This window comes from Hymenobacter miniatus (genome assembly GCF_016427455.1).
Classification (GTDB): Bacteria; Bacteroidota; Bacteroidia; order Cytophagales; family Hymenobacteraceae; genus Hymenobacter; species Hymenobacter armeniacus.
In genome coordinates this window covers 42,061-58,358 of sequence record NZ_JAELXR010000007.1, presented here as the reverse complement: position 1 = coordinate 58,358, position 16,298 = coordinate 42,061, and the positions used below count along the sequence as shown (strand labels likewise).

General features: G+C 63.4%; 11 protein-coding genes. 3 read left to right on the top strand and 8 right to left on the bottom strand.

Annotation, left to right across the window (positions count from 1 at the left end; all coding sequences use genetic code 11):
* Positions 1-42 precede the first annotated feature (42 nt).
* Positions 43-2,394 (top strand): polyphosphate kinase 1, encoded by a 2,352-nt coding sequence (gene ppk1 / locus JAO73_RS12435; RefSeq protein WP_233169186.1) that lies wholly within the window; start codon positions 43-45, stop codon positions 2,392-2,394.
* Positions 2,395-2,511: 117 nt separating this feature from the next.
* Here ppk1 and JAO73_RS12430 read toward each other — a convergent pair whose 3' ends face one another.
* The 5 genes from JAO73_RS12430 to JAO73_RS12410 form a co-directional block, all read right to left on the bottom strand.
* A complete protein-coding gene (locus JAO73_RS12430) occupies positions 2,512-3,498 on the bottom strand; it encodes a Ppx/GppA phosphatase family protein (RefSeq protein ID WP_198977353.1) in 987 nt (328 codons plus the stop codon).
* Between the two features lie 72 nt (positions 3,499-3,570).
* Entirely contained in the window at positions 3,571-7,296 is a 3,726-nt protein-coding gene (locus JAO73_RS12425) for a BamA/TamA family outer membrane protein (RefSeq protein WP_198977352.1), read from the bottom strand.
* Positions 7,297-7,362: 66 nt separating this feature from the next.
* The gene (locus tag JAO73_RS12420) at positions 7,363-7,917 is read right to left on the bottom strand and encodes a metal-dependent hydrolase (protein ID WP_198977351.1); all 555 of its coding nucleotides are present in this window, start codon (positions 7,915-7,917) and stop codon (positions 7,363-7,365) included.
* 166 nt (positions 7,918-8,083) lie between these two features.
* Complete coding sequence (locus tag JAO73_RS12415) at positions 8,084-8,332, bottom strand: hypothetical protein (protein ID WP_198977350.1); 249 nt, start codon at positions 8,330-8,332, stop codon at positions 8,084-8,086.
* A 53-nt stretch (positions 8,333-8,385) separates the two neighbouring features.
* Complete coding sequence (locus JAO73_RS12410) at positions 8,386-9,075, bottom strand: SIR2 family NAD-dependent protein deacylase (protein WP_198977349.1); 690 nt, start codon at positions 9,073-9,075, stop codon at positions 8,386-8,388.
* 225 nt (positions 9,076-9,300) lie between these two features.
* Between JAO73_RS12410 and JAO73_RS12405 the strand changes: the two genes are divergently transcribed.
* The gene (locus JAO73_RS12405; protein ID WP_198977348.1) at positions 9,301-9,681 is read left to right on the top strand and encodes an SPW repeat domain-containing protein; all 381 of its coding nucleotides are present in this window, start codon (positions 9,301-9,303) and stop codon (positions 9,679-9,681) included.
* 108 nt (positions 9,682-9,789) lie between these two features.
* On the opposite strand, the gene JAO73_RS12400 is transcribed toward JAO73_RS12405, so the two are convergent.
* Positions 9,790-10,383 carry a nitroreductase family protein gene (locus tag JAO73_RS12400; protein WP_198977347.1) on the bottom strand — a complete coding sequence of 198 codons (594 nt, stop codon included), beginning with the start codon at positions 10,381-10,383 and terminating at the stop codon, positions 9,790-9,792.
* Between the two features lie 173 nt (positions 10,384-10,556).
* Entirely contained in the window at positions 10,557-11,273 is a 717-nt protein-coding gene (locus JAO73_RS12395; protein WP_198977346.1) for a pirin family protein, read from the bottom strand.
* 166 nt (positions 11,274-11,439) lie between these two features.
* On the opposite strand from JAO73_RS12395, the gene JAO73_RS12390 reads away from it, so the two are divergent.
* Positions 11,440-12,102 (top strand): HAD family hydrolase, encoded by a 663-nt coding sequence (locus JAO73_RS12390; RefSeq protein WP_233169185.1) that lies wholly within the window; start codon positions 11,440-11,442, stop codon positions 12,100-12,102.
* A gap of 93 nt (positions 12,103-12,195) precedes the next feature.
* On the opposite strand, the gene JAO73_RS12385 is transcribed toward JAO73_RS12390, so the two are convergent.
* Complete coding sequence (locus JAO73_RS12385) at positions 12,196-15,978, bottom strand: M4 family metallopeptidase (protein WP_198977345.1); 3,783 nt, start codon at positions 15,976-15,978, stop codon at positions 12,196-12,198.
* Positions 15,979-16,298 lie beyond the last annotated feature (320 nt).

The following is a 16,298-nucleotide window of genomic DNA, read 5'->3' as shown; positions in this document are numbered from 1 at the left end:
AAAATCCGTTTAAGCCGTTAACATCTGTCCAATCCGTGGTCCATGAAACTATTTAAGTCCGCCGACCTTATCCGCAAAAGCAAGTACATCAGCCGCGACCTCAGCTGGCTGCGCTTTAATTACCGCGTACTCGACCAAGTGCAGGATGCCAGCCGCGGCTTGTTTGATAAGCTCAAGTTTCTGGCCATCACCAGCTCGAACCTCGACGAATTTTTCATGATTCGCGTGGGCTCGCTCTACAACTACCTCGACTACGGCAAGGAGCGGATTGACTACTCGGGCCTGCGGGAGCTCCCGTTTCGGCGCAAGCTGCTGGACTTCGCGCACCGCTTCGTGAACGACCAGAGCCTGACCTACCTCAACGAGCTCAAGCCCAACTTTGAAAAGCACGGCTTCAACATCCTCAAGATGGCCGACCTCACGGAGCTGGAAGTGAAGAAGGCCGACGGCTACTTCAAAAACACCGTGTTTCCGTTGCTCACGCCGATGGTGTACGACTCGTACCACGGCTTCCCGCTGATGATGAACCAGATGCTCATCTTCGGTGTGGTGACGCGCATCGGCAACGGCATTGCGGTGGGCCTCGACGGCGAGGCCGAGAAAGGGCAGGAACGCCTCACCTTCGTGCAGATTCCGCAGAACCTGACGCGCTTCTTCGAGCTCACGCGCAAAGACAAAGTCATTTTTGTGCCCATCGAGGAAGTGGTGCGCGAGTTTCTGCCGCGCCTGTTCCGCAACGTCGAGATTGTATCGGCCAACCTGTTTCGCATCACCCGCAACGGCGACTTCACGCTGGAAGAGTCGGACGACATCGACAACGACTTCATCAAGGAAATTCAGGTGGGCCTCAAAACCCGCAAGCGCGGCCGCGTGGTGCGCGTGGAAGTGGAGCCCAATGCCTCGCCGGTGCTCATGCAGGTGCTGCGCGAGCGGTGGAACATCGACAACGGCAACGTCTTCGTCATCAATTCGCTGATTGACCTGAAAGGCCTGTGGCAGATAGTGCGCCACCCGAACTTTCGGGGCAAAACGGCCAAGATGCCCGCGCCGGTGCAGCCCCTCAGCCTGCCCGAAGGCGCCGAGGAAAACCTCTTCGAGTACCTCAAAACGCACGATGTGCTGCTGCACCACCCCTACAACAGCATCGAGCCCATGGTGCGCTTGCTCGAGCAGGCGGCCGTGGACCCGCACGTGCTGGGCATCAAGCAAACCATCTACCGCCTGGCCGACGACTCCCGCGTGAGCGCCGCCCTGCTGAAAGCGGCCGAAAACGGCAAGCACGTGTCGGTGCTGTTTGAGGTGAAAGCCCGCTTCGACGAGGAGAAAAACATCCGTGAAGGCGCCCGGCTGGAGAAGGCCGGCTGCTTCGTGATTTACGGCGTGAGCAAGTACAAGACGCACACCAAGCTCCTCATGATTATCCGCAAGGAAGGGGAGAAGGTGACGCGCTACGTGCACATCGGCTCGGGCAACTACAACGAGCAGACCGCCCGCCTCTACACCGACGTGAGCCTGCTCACCACCAACGACACCTACGGGCACGACGTGTCGGAATTCTTCAACGTTATCACGGGCCACTCGCAGCCCGATGACTACGAGTACCTCATCACGGCGCCCAAGGACATGCGCCAGCAGCTCATTCACCTCATTCGGGAGGAAGTGAAGCAGGCCAAGAAGGGACTGCCCAGCGGCATCGTGATGAAGATGAACTCGCTTGAGGACAAAGAACTCATCGACGAGTTTTACCGCGCCGCCAAGGCGGGCGTACCCATTCGGTTTGTGGTGCGGGGCATCTGCTGCCTGCGCCCGGGGCGGCCCGGCCTGAGCGACAACATCGAAGTGCGCAGCATCGTGGGCGAGTATTTGGAGCACACCCGCCTGTTTTATTTCCACAACGGGGGCGACGCCAAGGTGTACGCCGGCTCGGCCGACATCATGGTGCGCAGCTTCGACCGCCGCATCGAAGCACTGTTTCTGATTGTTAATCCGCAGCTTAAGCGCGAGGCCATTAATATTCTCATGCTGAATATGATGGATAACCAGAACAGCTATGTCATGCGTGAAGATGGCGCGTACATCCGGCAGCAGCCCGCCCCGGGCGAACCGGTGGTGAACGTGCACCGCGACTTCTTCAAACGCGACGAAGCCCTGTTGTCGACGGCTACCCCAGAAGGCATGTTGGCCCTGCTCGAAGTGCAGGCGCAGCGCCGCCTCGACGTGGCCACCGCGCAGCGGGAAGCCGAGCAGACCGCCGCCCTGGCCGCCGAAGCCCTCGAAGCCGGCACCGACGATGCCTTTGGCGAAGGCGAGCACGACGAGGCCTGTGAAGACGATGCCACGCCCGTGGGCCACGCCGACGAAGAGGGCGTGAGCGCCGGTGCAGTGAACGCCTAACGGCCATCTGCGTATTACGCAAAAGCCCCGGCGCTGCCTATGCAGCGTCGGGGCTTTTGTCGTAAAAACCGGTTTTAGTACATGATGACTCGGGCCGTGCCGCGCCAGAGCAGGGCGTTATTCCAACTCCGCGGGCATGTTTTGCAGGTCAGGCACCGGGAGCTTGGCGGGGTGGCCGGCTTCGGGGTTCATCTCGTCGAAAAAGTCTTCGAAGAGGGCCTGGAGCATGCCGTCTTTGAGGCCGATGTCGGGCACCACCATGCTGCTGACGTTGGCCCACTGCATGGCCGAGAGGTAGATGTGGCCGGCGGGCACGATGACGTCGGCGCGGTCGGGGTTGAGCATGGCCACGTTCACGCGCTCGTCCATGCTCAGATTGGCCAGGCGGGCCAGCGTGGTTTCGAGGCTGCGGCGCGTCACGGCCTTGTTGGGAGCAGCAGAGGTGAGGCTGTAGAGCTTGTTGATGTTGCCGCCCGTGCCGATGGCGCGCGTCACGTGATACTGACGGGCGTTGTGGCGCACCCATTCTTCCATGCGGGCCCAGAGCTCGGCCTGGCCGGCGGTGTGCTGGCCGCTTTCCTCTTCCTGCATGCGGCGGATGGAGCCGATTTCGAACGACTGGGCGGCCACCTTGCGGCGGTCGTGGTAGATGTTGAACTCGGTGCTGCCGCCGCCCACGTCGATGTGCAGGTAATGGCGCTTGTCTTCCAGCACGTGCTCGATGACGCGGTTGATGTAGAAGGCCTCGTCCTGGCCGTCGATGACCTTGATTTCCATGCCGAGCTCCTCGCGCACGCGGGCCACGATGGCGGCGCCATTAGCGGCCGAGCGCATGGCCGAGGTGGCGCACACCAGGTAGTGGGCCACGTCGTGCACTTCCATCAGCAGGCGCAGCGAGTGCAGGAACTTGACGAACTGGTCTTCCTTGGGCTTTGAAATGTGGCCGGTGGCGAAGACGTCTTCGCCCAGGCGCATGGGAAAGCGCACGTACTCGACGCGCTTGAGGCGATAGCGCCCTTCGTAGTGCAGCACCGCCGAAATCTGACACCGAACGGCGTTGGACCCAATGTCGATGGCGGCGAGCTTACGCAGGGGAAAATGCATGCAGGAGAATCAGGTTAATCGAAAAGGCAAAGGTACGCGGAGGGCTTGGTGTTGGCCGAATCAGGGCCGGTTCTACTTGTCGATGCGGAAACCCAGGCCAAACTGCAGCAGGCTCACCTCTTCGGAAATCTGGTAGGAAATGGCAAAGGCCAGGGTTTCGACCACTGGCGCGATGTAGACGCCGCCGCCGTAGCCCGTGTGCAGGCCGCCGGGCGAGGCGCCCTGGTAATACACCTTGCCCTGGTCGTAGAAGCCAAACACGCCGTAGTAAAACGGCAGGAAGCCGTTTTTGACCTGGCCCAGCGCCAGGCGCAGCTCGGTGTTGTAATAGAGGCTGGCGTCGCCGCTGAAGCGGTTGCGGTAGTAGCCGCGCAGGCCCTCGCGCAGGCCCAGCGAAGCGAATTTGTAGAAGGGGATGTCGGCGTCGGGGCCGTAGTTTTTGGCGCCGCCGCCCTTCACCACCAGCGTCACCGGAATGCCGATTATGGCCGTGCCGTAATATTCGGCAAAGCCTTGGGTGAGGCCGAAGGTTGTTTCGTTGCCGGACAGCTGGCGGTACGTGTCGTGCTGGGCGCGCAGGCGCACCCCGCGCCGGGCAAACGACTGCCGGTCGCGCAGGTCGAGGTCGAACACGGCGTTGACGCCCAGCAGGCGCTGGGTGCTCGAATTGGGGCGAATGTCGGAGCTGCCCGGCGTCTGGTTCAGCACGCCGAGGTAGCTGTTGGCAGCAAAATCGGTGACGTAGTACTCGAAGGTGGGGCCCACCCGCAGCACACTGCGCTGCAGAAACACGCGCTCCAGGAAGCCGTTGAGGGTGACGCCGCGGTAGCGGGCGCGGTAGAAGTTGTTGTCGTACAGGTCCTGGCTAAACGCCGTGTTGTTGCCCAGCCCAAAGAAGTTGTAGAAGGGGAAGTAATTGCCGTAGCTGGCCGTGGCCCCCGCGTCAATCTTGCCGATGGCGTAGCGGTGGCGCGTGCTGAGCGTGAGCTGCCGCTGCCCGCCCGTGCTCACTTCGCCCAGGATGGAATACTGGTTTTTGAACCCCGGCTTGCGGAAGCCCTGGGTGATGAACGTGACCCCGGCGCTGGCCGTGAAGCCGTCGTTGCGGTTGTAGCCGAGCCCGATGCTGGGGCGGTAGGTGTTGTACTCAAACTGTTCCCGGTCGTAGGCATTCACGCCCACGCGGGGGCTGGTGCGGTTGTCCGATTCCGAGCCTAGCTTGAGTTCGGTGTCGGGCACGTCGTACACTTTGGTGAGGGTGCGCAGGCCGGCCGCGCGAGAGTCGTCGGCAATCTTGTCCTTGCCGTCGCCGCCAATCACGCGCACCAGAATGCTGTGCCGGCCGCCGTCGCCGGTCACGGTGAACACGTCTTTGCCGCCCAGGCCGTAGAGGCAAACTTCCTCGGTTTCGGCGGGCTTGAAGGTGCGGTCGAACAGGGCCGCACCCTGGGCGTTGTCGGTGTCGCCGGCCCGGTCAAACATCTGCACGCGCACCTGCCCATCGGGCTGGCGGTTTACCTGAAATACCTCGCCCTTGTTCGAGCCCACGACGTCGACGCGCTTGGCCAGCAGCAGGTAATACTCGTCAATGGCCTTCGGTAATTTCTGAATTCGAAGCTTCAACTTGCGGTTGATGTCATTGCCGGATAGGCTCTGAATTTCAGCGGGAAATTTAGCCGTGGCCTGGTCAATCACAGCCGGCGTCAGCTTGCCCTGCAGGTAGGTGGCGGCCTCCTGCCACTGCTCGCGGCTGAGGCTTTGCAGCAGGTAGCGGTCGAGGTGCCGGGCGGGCCAGTTGAGGCTCTTGAGGTCGTCGAAGTCCTCGCCAAAATTCTCGATGCTGGGCACGGCCCACTCGCGGTTGGCGAGGTAGGTGAGCAGGCCGTTCCAGAGGGTGAAGCTTTGGTCCCGGTCGCGCGGAATGGGGCGGTAGAGCACGCCGCCGTTGGCCTGCTTGTAGCCGGCCCACTTCCAGTTGTCTTCGTGCTTGCCGAAGTCGGCCACCAGCATGTCGAAGGCGCGGGCGCGGGCCAGCTGCGGCGCGTCGACCCGGTTGTCGTGGTCTTTGTATAGCTTGCGGAAGAGGCCGAAGCTGCGCGTCACCTCATCCGAATTGCCGAAGCCGGGTAGGTTGGGCTTGGGGTCTTTGGGCGAGTCTTCGAGGGTGCCGAGCAGGCCGGCGTACTGCTCGCGGTAGGGGCCGAGCTGCTGGTTGTCGGGCAGGCGGAACAGGCGGGGCCGGGCGTGCAGAATGTCCGTCTGGTCCAGCATGTATCCAATGGGTAGGTTGGAGTAGGGGTTGGCCGTGGCGGTGATGTCGCGCAGCACATCGGCCGCCACCGAGTTGCGCAGCTCCGGCGGCAAGATGCGGGTCACGTCTTTGTCGACGGACCGGAAAACGTACTCCGAGCTGTCGGCGGCAATGAGCTTGAGCGAGGTGGTTTGGCGGCCACCGCCTTTGCCGGTGGGGCGCAGGCCGCCTTTCTCCGTGCCCAGGTCCAGGGTGGGCACCGTCACGGGTTGCAGCCACGACGAGCGGTAGATTTTGCCAATGAAAAAATTGCGACTGGCGGTGGGCTTGTATTCCGGGCCGGGCACCACGGTGGTGCTGGCCTGGAACGGCGCGTCGGCCTTGGCCTCCGCCACGGTTTTGGCCGTGCCGGGGCAGTCGGTGATAAAAGGGTTTTGCGGCGCCTGCGAAGCTGCGCCACCAGCGCAGGCCGACCGAAACAGGGTAGCGGTATACGCGTCTTTGGCCGGCTGGTCGTTGCTGCCAAAGGTAAACACGTGCGTTTTCACGATACCATCGGCGAAGTACTCGAGGGTGGTGTAGCCTTCCTCGCTTTTGCTGTACAGCGACTGTCCTTTGGCGCCCACGTGCTCGCTCTCCACCACGCTGCCGCTCACAATGTGGTAGTTGCCTTGGAAGGGCGTCACCTGCAGGCTGTAGTCGTGGGCGGCGGCGTACACCACGCCGGGGTTGCTTTGCAGGGTATTCAGCAGTTCCTTGCGCAGGTCCTGGTATCCGGGGTAGGCCAGGTCGCGGGGCGAGCCCACGTTTTGGCGATAAGCGGCGTACACCGTGCCCAGCACGGGCGGACTGAGGTGGCGCGACAGCGGCTCGTGGCCGCCGTACACGCCGTTGGTCACCACGGGGTGGTGGCCCAGCAGCAGTACGTTCTTGTTCTTGGTGCCGTCGATTAGGTCCTGCAATTGCTCCCGGAACTCCTCCTTCGTGAGGGTTTTGCAATCGGTGTCGGGCGCTTCGGGGCGGTCGAAGGGGTGCGTGAACCAGGGCGTGTTGAGGGCCACCAGGCGCACGAGCGGGGCCACGTCCACCACTTCGGGGCCGGGGCAGCCGTTGGTGGGCACGAAGGCATTTTGGCCGGGCAGCTGCTTTTCAATGTATTTCTCCAGCCGGCGCACGGCCTTGAGGCCGTCGGGGCCGGAGTTGGCCCAGTCCTTGTCGCCGGGCAGAAAGTAGATTTTGCCCTGCGGCAGACCTTTGACGAGGGCAATGAGGGCGTCGGCGCGGGTGCGCTCGGCTTGGGCAAGGGCGGTATCACCTTTAGAAACCAGGCCGGTATTGCCCACGATGTCGCCGAGGTGAACCACCGTGAAAGGCCCGGTTTGCTGCTCCAGCGCGCGGCGCAATTGCTGGAGGCGGGCGGGCGGCAGGTCCTTCTGAGCAGTGTTTCCCAGCAGGAAAACGGTGTGCGCCGGCGGCGCAGTTTGGGCAGAAGCCGTGCCCGTGGCAAGCCCGAGCGCGGCCAGCGCGGAGAGAAATAGTTGGCGCATAAAGAATGAGTATGCACCGGAATACGCAAAACGCGGGGCAAAGTATGCGCGCCTGCTGGTGGGCAGCTAGTTTTCTGCGGGAGCCAGGCGGCGCGGCCGGGCCAGGCGCTGCAGCAGCAGGAGTAGCAGGCACGGCAGCCCTACCCAGCGGGCTTCGCTGGCCAGCACCCGCAAGCCTTTCAATCCCAGAAAAGCCCGGATGCTGATGGGCGAAACCCGAATGGGCCGGAAAGGGAAAAAGTGCCGCTCCGGATGCCAGGGACTGAAGAACGCCACGCCCAGGCCGCCCGTCGTCAGGGCATCGAGCAGGCCGTGCGAGGCCGTGGCCAGAAACAGCAGCAGCGCCAGCCGCCCGGGCGCGGGCCGCCGGCCGGGCCGTGCCAACTGCCCCAGCAGCGTGCCCACGGCCGCCACCACGGCCGCTGCCAGCAGCGAATGCGTAAGGCCGCGGTGGCCCCAGAGGCTGTCGTAGGGCACGCCGAGGCGGTAGCCCACCGAGTCGACATCGGGCAGGGCGGCGCATAGGGCGGCGGCCACCCAGTAGGGCCAGTGGCGGCGGTGGGGGAGCAGGAGCTTGCCGAGGGTGGCGCCCAGGGCGACGTGGCCAAAAGCGGATGCCATCAGAAAAAAATAAGAACCTCGGGCCCGCCGACCGGAGCCGGCAGGCCCGACGCATACCGATAGTTACCAGCGATGAATCAGGCCGTAGTGCTCAAGCAGCCACAGCGCTGCAATGAGGGCCCCAATGATGAGGGCTTTGGGCCAGAACTCGCGCCAAAAAGGGTGTTTAGACCACCGGGGCATCTTCCTCGGGCCGCCAGGTCAGAACCATGTGATGCACGGGCAGCACCACGAACTCGCGGTAGCGGCGCATGTCTTCGTGGTTGTTGAGGGCCCAATCGAGAGCGGCCTGTTCGGTGTCAAAGTCATGCGGCACGCCGGGCAGGGGCTTCAATGCCATGTGATGGGTATGGTTGACGGGGTCGGTTTCGTCTCGGAAACCAACGAGGGTGTATTTGGTGACAATTCTGTACATAGGGCGAAGAAAAAAAGAGGAAAATGAGCTTAGAATGAAAGCCGGCCCCGGCTTCAGGCCGTGAGTTCGCGCAGCACGCGGGGCACGCCCGTGCTGGCGGGCTCGGCCACGTAGCGCACGCCGCGGCGGCCGGCCTCGGGCTGGTGCGGGTCGATGACGAAAACCGGGCAGCTGGCAGGGGCATAGTGCAGCAGGCCGGCCGCCGGATACACTTGCAGCGACGTGCCCACCACGAGCAGCACATCGGCCGTGCCCACGATTTCGGCGGCTTCCTCAATGGCCGGCACCATCTCGCCAAACCACACAATGTGCGGCCGCAGCTGCTGGCCGTCGGGCGCCAGGTCGCCCAGCCGGATGTCGCCGGGGCAGTCGTACACGGCCGTGTCGTTGGCCACCGAGCGCATCTGGTTCAGCATGCCGTGCAGGTGCAGCACGTGGCTGGAGCCGGCGCGCTCGTGCAGGTCGTCCACGTTTTGGGTGATGATGCTGACGCGCCAGCCGGGCACTTCTTCGAAGCCGGCCAGCGCCAGGTGGGCGGCGTTGGGCTGCACGGTGCGGGCCTGGGCGCGGCGCTGGTTGTAGAACTCCAGCACCAGCGAGGGGTTGCGGGCAAAGCCCTCGGGCGAGGCTACGTCCTCGACGCGGTGCTCTTCCCAAAGGCCGTTGGTGTCGCGAAACGTGCGGATGCCGGACTCGGCCGAGACGCCGGCACCGGTGAGTACCACAAGGTGTTGGATGGCCATAAGCGGGAGGGGAATGGCGCGGCAAGGTGCCGTGCGGGGGCGTTCAAATATACCCTGTCGCCTCCAACCGGGTTGCCCGCGCCGGGCGCTTTGGCCACTTTTTTGGCCGTTAGTGGACGGTTGGGGCAGGTGGCGGCGCGCTTTGGAAAGAAAGCTGGGCCATATCCTTTGGCAATAGGCGGCCGTTAGCTTTTCACCGCATCACCTTCCTTTCCACCCCAGTTTATGAGCAAGCCCATTTCCCGCCAGCTTCATGGCATCCTCGATTATTCGGCCGCGCCGCTCGTGGCGGCGGCGCCCGCCCTCATCGGCTTCAGCCACTCCAAAACGCCCTCGGTGCTGAGCTACGTGCTGGGCAGCGGCATCCTGGCCCTCACCGCCTGCACCCGCGCCGAGTGGGGCCTGATAAAAACCGTGCCCTTCAAGACTCATCTCACCCTCGACGTGGTAACCGCCCTCACCAGCCTCAGCGCCCCTTGGCTGCTCGGGTTTTCCAGGAATCAGAAGGCCCGCAACACCTTCCTGGCCATTGGGGCTACGCTGCTGGCCTCCGGCCTGCTTTCCGAACCGGAGGAAATGCCCAAATACCGCGAGCTGGGCGAGTAATAGAGCTATGCCTGCTAACCAAAAAGCCTTTCTGCCGTGGCGGAAAGGCTTTTTGGTTGCGGCTTCATACTGGTAGGATGGTGCCGGTTGTGGGCCGTCCGGTTGGCGCTACACGGCCACCACGGCCTCAGGCAGCTCGTTCCGAAAGGCAAACTCGGCCACCGGCTTGCGGCTGCGGGCGGCTTTTTCGCGGCTCAGGAAAGGCTCCTCCAGTTGCTCGGCCGCGCCCAGGTAGCCCAGGCCAATGACCACGGCCGGTTCCAGGCCCTCGGGCAGGTGGAAGTCGCGGCGGGCCTTTTCGCGGTCGAAGCCGCCCATCACGTGGCCATGCAGGCCCAGGGCGGTGGCCTCCAGGAACAGGGTGGCGTTGGCGGCGCCCAGGTCGTGCAGGGCGGCGCCGTTGGGTTGGCCGTTGTCGTACTGCGTTTTGGCGAGGGCAATGATGAGCACGGCGGCGTTTTGGGCCCAAGGCTGGTTGCCGGGCATCAGCGTGTCCAGGATTTTTTGGAAGGCTTCGGTATCGGCCTTGTGGGCGTAGATGTATTGCCAGGGCTGCGCGTTCATGGCGCTGAAGGCCCAGGAAGCGGCTTCAAAAACCTGATTCAGGGTTTCCTGCGCCACCGGCTGGGCCGCAAAGGAGCGCGGGCTCCAGCGGCTGCGGATGAGGTCGTGAACGGGGTAAGTGGTGGGAGCGGGTTTCATGGTTTGGTGGGCGCCTCCCCCCGGCACCCTCTCCCGGGGGAGAGGGGGAGCCGAGGTGGTACGGCTGCCTCGTTTACTTAGTGATTTATATCAAAGAAGATGGTGAAATATTTGACTGACTACCCCTCTCTCCGGGGAGAGGGGGCCGGGGGGTGAGGCGCCCACCAGCACAATTAAAACTCCATCGGCACTTCCATCAGCAGCAGTTCGGCGTTGCTGTCGGCGCTGATTTCCAGCTTGTCGGTTTCCCAGATGCCGAAGCCGTCGCGGCGGTGCAGGGCCTGGCCGTTGATGGTCACATCGCCTTCCAATACAAAGGCGTACACGCCGTTGCCGGCTTTTTTCACGGCGTAGTCGGCCTTAAAGCCTTGGTCCAGATTGCCGAGGTGGAACCAGGCATCCTGGTGGATGTGGGGGTTGTCCCCGTCGCCCACCGGCGACACCACCTGCAGCAGCTGGTTGTGGCGGGCTTCCGGGGCAAACGTCTGCTGGCCGTAGTTGGGCTTGATGCCGCGCTCGTTCGGGAACACCCAGATTTGCAGGAATTTCACTTCCTGGTTGGCGTTGTGGTTTTTTTCGGAGTGGGCCACGCCGGTGCCGGCGCTCATCACCTGCACGTCGTGCTGGCGGATGACCGTTTTGTTGCCCATCGAATCCTGGTGCTCCAAATCGCCGGAGAGCGGTATGGAGATGATTTCCATGTTGTCGTGCGGGTGCTTGCCGAAGCCCATGCCGCCGGCCACGGTGTCGTCGTTCAGCACGCGCAGGGCGCCGAAGTGCACGCGGCTGGGGTTGTTGTAGCCGGCGAAACTAAAAGTATGATAAGAGTTGAGCCAGCCGTGGTTAGCGTGGCCGCGGGTATTGGCGAGGTGAAGGACGGTGCGAGCCATAAGAAGGGGGTAAAGTCAGATGTGATGGATATGACAAATGTACATACATTTAATGTTTATACATTGTTTATTTGAAAAAAGTTTACGCCCTTCCAATTAGGTTGGGCAGCCTTACCCGCAAGCCAGCCGGTACCTTTGCCGGCCACCATCTTCGGCCTCCGCCCACATGATTCGTACGGTAATCTTCGACATGGACGGCGTCATCATCGACACCGAGCCCATTCACCACCACGCCTTTTTCTCCTTATTTGCCGAGCTGGGCATTCCGGTTTCCGATGCCGAGTACGCCACGTTCCTGGGCAAATCGACCCGCAACGTGTTTGAGCTGCTCAAGCACAAATACCAGCTGGCGCCCGCTGTGGAAACCATGGTCATGCGCAAGCGCGAGCTGTTCAACGCCACCTTCGACCACGATGCCGACCTCGACCTGCTGCCCGGCGTGCGCACCCTCATCGAAGACCTGCGGCGGCACGACGTGCAGCTGGTGGTGGCTTCCTCGGCCTCCAAGGCCACCATTGCGCGGGTATTCGACCGGTTCGGGTTGGCCGATTATTTCACCCACCGCATCAGCGGCGAGGATTTCGAACGCTCCAAGCCCGACCCGGCCATCTTTCTGCGCGCCGCCGAGCTGGCCCACACGCCCGTCGGCGAGTGCATCGTCATTGAAGACTCGGCCAACGGCGTGACGGCGGCCAAGGCGGCCGGCATCTACTGCATCGGCTACGCCAGCGAGCACTCGGCCGGGCAAGACCTGCACCACGCCGACCGCATCATCCGGCATTTCGACGAGCTCACGGCCCCCGAAATCGAAGCCATCACGCCGGCTTAATGCTGCTCAAACGGTCAAAGGGCCGCTTTCATATGCAGCAAAAAGCCCCGCACCAGAAGTGGTGCGGGGCTTTTTGGCATCAGGCGGTTTCGCTTACTCCTTCAGCAGGCGGTGCGTTTCGACGACGGTCCCGTCGGTGAGCTGGAGCACGTAGGCGCCCGCGGGCAGGTGGGCAATGGGCAGGGCCTGCGGGGCCTCGCCGGGGTTGTGCAAGCGCTGCTGCCAGAGGGTGCGGCCATCCAGGCCAAACAGGGTGAGCGTGACCTGCCCGGGTTTGCCCGCAAAGGTCAGGAACGCCTGGTCCTTGGCGGGGGTGGGGTGCAGGGTGGCCAGGGGGCCGGCCTTGCCGGTGGCCCGCAGGCTTACAACCGGGCTGTAAGTGGCTTGGCCGTCGTGGTCCAGCTGCCGGAGGCGGTAATAGAACGTGACGTTGGGCTCCAGCTTGCGGTCGATGAACTGGTAGGCAACGCTGCGCGAGGAAATGCCCTGGCCCGCCACAAAGCCCAGCTGCTCAAAGGTTTTGCCGTTGCGGCTGCGCTCCACCTGAAAACCGGTGTTGTTGTGCTCCTGCGCCGTTTCCCAGCTCAGCAAGCCGTCGGAGCCCTGCAGCGCCGCCGCAAAGCGCGTCAGCGTCACCGGCAGCGAGGTATTGCCGTCGACCACGGTGTACTGCCCAAAGCCCGTGAAGGTGGCCGTGTAGGCAATTACGCCGGTGGTGGCGCTGTTGTCGACGACGGACGTGGGCGCCACGATGCGCGCCCCGCCCGAGTTCACGGTGCCCGCCAGGCTCACGCCGTTGTCGGCCTGCAGAATCTTCAGGGTGGTTTTGTTGGCGAAGCCGGCCAACTCGGCCGCCGTGAAGTAGAACGTGGTGGTGTGCGTGGCGGTGGCATTGGCCGGCGACGGGCTCAGCAACATCACCTTCTGCGCCCGGAAATACGTGCCTTTGGGGGTGGTCAGGGTGCTCTGGCCCGTGCCGGCCTGCGCCACGCTGGCCGTCAGGCACGCCACGGGCTGGCTGAGGTTGCTCACGCGGGCCAGCAACTGGTACTCGTTGTTTTTGAAAAACATCTCGCCGGGAGTGGCCGGGGCGGGCGCCGAAACGGACAGGCCCGCCTGCGTGGCCACCTGGGCGCCTTTGCGGCGGCCCGTCACCACCACGTCGTCAATCAGCAGGGGCACGCCGGCCCCGTCCAGGTTGTCGTTGAACCAGACGAAAGACGGCCGGAAGCTGGTGGCCGTGCCCAGCAGGGCGCTCAGGTCCAGCCCGCTCACGGTCACCACGGCACTGCCGTTGGCATAATAGGCGTAGGGATTGAGGCGGTCAGAGCCCAGGTAATAGATGGAAGAGCCGATGATGAGGCCCACGCGGCCGTAGTCGTACAGCGCCGGGCCACCCGGCGTAACGAGGTAATATTCGCCTTCCACCTTGTATTTAAAGCTCAGCCGCAAGTCGGTATAGTCGGTTATGTCGAGCGTCGGGGCGGCCAGGATGCGCGCGGCGGTGCGGGTGTTGGTGTAGGCGTAGGGTTTGGTGGTGGCGTTGTTGGTAATGTAGGCCGCGTTGCCGGACACGCCGGTGCCGCCGTTGGCGCCCACCGCCCACGTGTTCGTGCCTTGGTCGCCGCTCAGCACCAATTGGCTCCAGCCCGTGGGCAGCGCGGCGGCGGCGTCGAAGTTCTCCGACAGCAGCGTGACCGTTGAAATGGCCGTGGTGCCGATGGGGGCGGGCACGGCGTCGTTGTCCACGATTGAGAGGGTATGGGTTTGGTTGTTGACGCCCGCCGTGGCCGTGCCGCCGTTGGCGTTCACGGTGAAGCCCAGCACGACGGTTTCGGTGCTTTCCGTCAGCAGGTCGTCGGTCAGCGTCACAAGCACGCTTTGCGTGCCCGACTGCCCGGCCGCAAACGTGAGCGAGGCCGGCAAAATCGTGTAGTCCTGGCCCTGCGCGGCCGTGCCGCTCAGCGTGAACGTGATGGTTGTGGCCGCGGTCGAGGCCGTTCCCAGCCGCAGGTCCACCGCCACGGTCCGGGTGGCGGTGCAGCCGCTGCCCAGCGTGGCCGCCTCCAACTCGGCGCTCTGGCCGAGGGCAAACTCCACCGTGGGCCGGCACCCCGAAGAAGTGCCCACGCCCACGCCAAACCAAGCGTTGGTGACCTGCTGCACTTCGTTGGAGCACGCGCCGTACAGCGTGATGGCGGCATTGATGGAGGCCGCGCGGGTGGCAGCGTAGTCGGAGTTGGCCGTCAGACTCAGCTCGGTCAGGTAGGCAATGGCCTGCGATTTCAGGAAGCCCAAGCCCGTCACGCTGTAGGCATTGCCCTTGTCGTTGACGCCCGACTCGCCCTGGGTTATCAGAAAAAACCATTTGTTCAGCACGCCGCTGTTGTAGTGCACGCCGCAATTGTCGTTGATGGTGGAGTTGGGGAAAGGGCAGCCCGCTATCGACGTGCTTTGCCAGAAGTTGCCTTCGTACGTGTCGGGGTCGCCGGCTAGGTTGGGGGCTTGCATGCTGCGCAGGAAGCCGCCCGGCTGCGCGGCGATTTCTTCGCCCATCAGAAAGTAGCTTTTCGGCAAGCCGGAATAATTTTCCACGCAAGCCGCCCAGATGTCGCTGAAGCCCTCGTTGAGGCCACCCGACTCGCGGGCGTACACCAGCGCGGCCGTGGCCTGGCACACGCCGTGGCCCAGCTCGTGGGCGCACACGTCCAGCGAGGTCAGCGGCCGGAAGCCGTTGGCGTTTGCCAGGGTGAGGTAGCTGCCGTCGCCGTAGTACATCGCCGAGCCCGACCAAAAGGCGTTGTCGTAGTTCTGGTTCACGTGCACGAAGCTTTTCATGTCGCCGTTGGCGTTGTTCCAACTGCTGCGCCCGTGGATGTTTTTCCAGTAGTCGCTCACCAACTCGGTGCCAAACTGCACGTCCACGGCGGCGTTGTCGAAGTTGGCGTTGTTGAATTCGGCACTGCTCCAGTTGTTGTCGGCATCGGTAAATTCCACGGCTCCCGCGTCGTTGGCCGTGCTGCGGGTAAGCCGGCGGTAGTTGAGCGTGATGATGTTGTGCCCGTTGCGGGTTTCGCGCAGGCGAAAGCTCGTGCCGGTATTGTCGGTGGTGATGTTGACCCGGCCCGAATAGCGCGAGTCGCCCGCCCCGGGGGCGTTCACGTGCTTGATGATGGCGTCGCGCAACAGCACCGCGCCGGTGGCGGCGTCCACGTACACGTAGTCGCGCGCGAGCGGCTCGTCGGCGTACACGTCAAATTTCCAGGCTAGGTGCAGGCCGCCCCGCTTGTGCAGCACGTCCTCCACGATGACCAGTTCGCCGCGGGGCTTCTGAAATTCGGGGTTGCTGCCCGTGTAGCCCTGCCACACGTACTTGCGGGCGCCCACGTGGGCCATGGCCTGCTGCAGGGCGGCGGGCTCGCCCAGGCGGGCGGCGGTGGCCACGTTGTCGACGGCGTAAAACTCCAGCTGCATGCTCGCTACCTGCCCGCCACTGGAAACGATGCGCGCCGACCCGTGCTCCACCTTGATGCCCCGGTAGTATTGCTGCACGCGCTGCACCGCCACGCCCGGTCCGGCAGCGGTGGTGCCGGCCGGGCGCAGCTGGTCGATGCCGCTTCGCAGCTGCAGCTGCTGGCCCAGCCAGCCCACCGCGTTGTCGGCCGGCAGCCCCCGCGCGCCGAAATGGATGGCGGCCTGGGCGGGTTGGCGCGGGTTGAGTTCCACCTGAGCGCCCAGCGTCTGGTTTGGCGCCTGGCGAAGGGCGGCCTGCAGCCGAACCAGCGAAGGCGCGGGTGCGCGGTCGGCCGGCTGTTGGGCCCAGGCCCCGGCACTTAGAAATAGGGGAATGAAGGCGTGGTAAAAGTGTTGTTTCATGGCCAGCTCTTAAGATTTCGGAAAAGGGCGTGGCTGCTTGCGAGGCAGGCCCGCGCAAGCCACTGGCTACTCCAGTAGAGGAAGTAGGACAAGTATAGTAATTTCCGAATTTAAGAATATAATCTGGTAGTGATGCTAATCGATAATAAATAAAGTATATTATTTTGTAAATGTTTATGTTATTAAGTATTTTTTCTGTGACTTTCAGTGTGTTATGTGCTTGTTTTTAGCGGTTCAGCCTCTGTCATCAAGTACGCTGCGTCTGCCATCCCAGGCGTAGAGTGCATTGTTGGGTAAGAAAAGCGCGATGACGCAATCAG

What these genes read in the sequence shown, in the direction of transcription:
- ppk1 (WP_233169186.1), top strand. Translation starts at nt 43, where the DNA reads ATGAAACTATTTAAGTCCGCCGACCTTATCCGCAAAAGCAAGTACATC.
- JAO73_RS12430 (WP_198977353.1), bottom strand. Translation starts at nt 3,498, where the DNA reads ATGCATTTTCCCCTGCGTAAGCTCGCCGCCATCGACATTGGGTCCAAC.
- JAO73_RS12425 (WP_198977352.1), bottom strand. Translation starts at nt 7,296, where the DNA reads ATGCGCCAACTATTTCTCTCCGCGCTGGCCGCGCTCGGGCTTGCCACG.
- JAO73_RS12420 (WP_198977351.1), bottom strand. Translation starts at nt 7,917, where the DNA reads ATGGCATCCGCTTTTGGCCACGTCGCCCTGGGCGCCACCCTCGGCAAG.
- JAO73_RS12415 (WP_198977350.1), bottom strand. Translation starts at nt 8,332, where the DNA reads ATGTACAGAATTGTCACCAAATACACCCTCGTTGGTTTCCGAGACGAA.
- JAO73_RS12410 (WP_198977349.1), bottom strand. Translation starts at nt 9,075, where the DNA reads ATGGCCATCCAACACCTTGTGGTACTCACCGGTGCCGGCGTCTCGGCC.
- JAO73_RS12405 (WP_198977348.1), top strand. Translation starts at nt 9,301, where the DNA reads ATGAGCAAGCCCATTTCCCGCCAGCTTCATGGCATCCTCGATTATTCG.
- JAO73_RS12400 (WP_198977347.1), bottom strand. Translation starts at nt 10,383, where the DNA reads ATGAAACCCGCTCCCACCACTTACCCCGTTCACGACCTCATCCGCAGC.
- JAO73_RS12395 (WP_198977346.1), bottom strand. Translation starts at nt 11,273, where the DNA reads ATGGCTCGCACCGTCCTTCACCTCGCCAATACCCGCGGCCACGCTAAC.
- JAO73_RS12390 (WP_233169185.1), top strand. Translation starts at nt 11,440, where the DNA reads ATGATTCGTACGGTAATCTTCGACATGGACGGCGTCATCATCGACACC.
- JAO73_RS12385 (WP_198977345.1), bottom strand. Translation starts at nt 15,978, where the DNA reads ATGAAACAACACTTTTACCACGCCTTCATTCCCCTATTTCTAAGTGCC.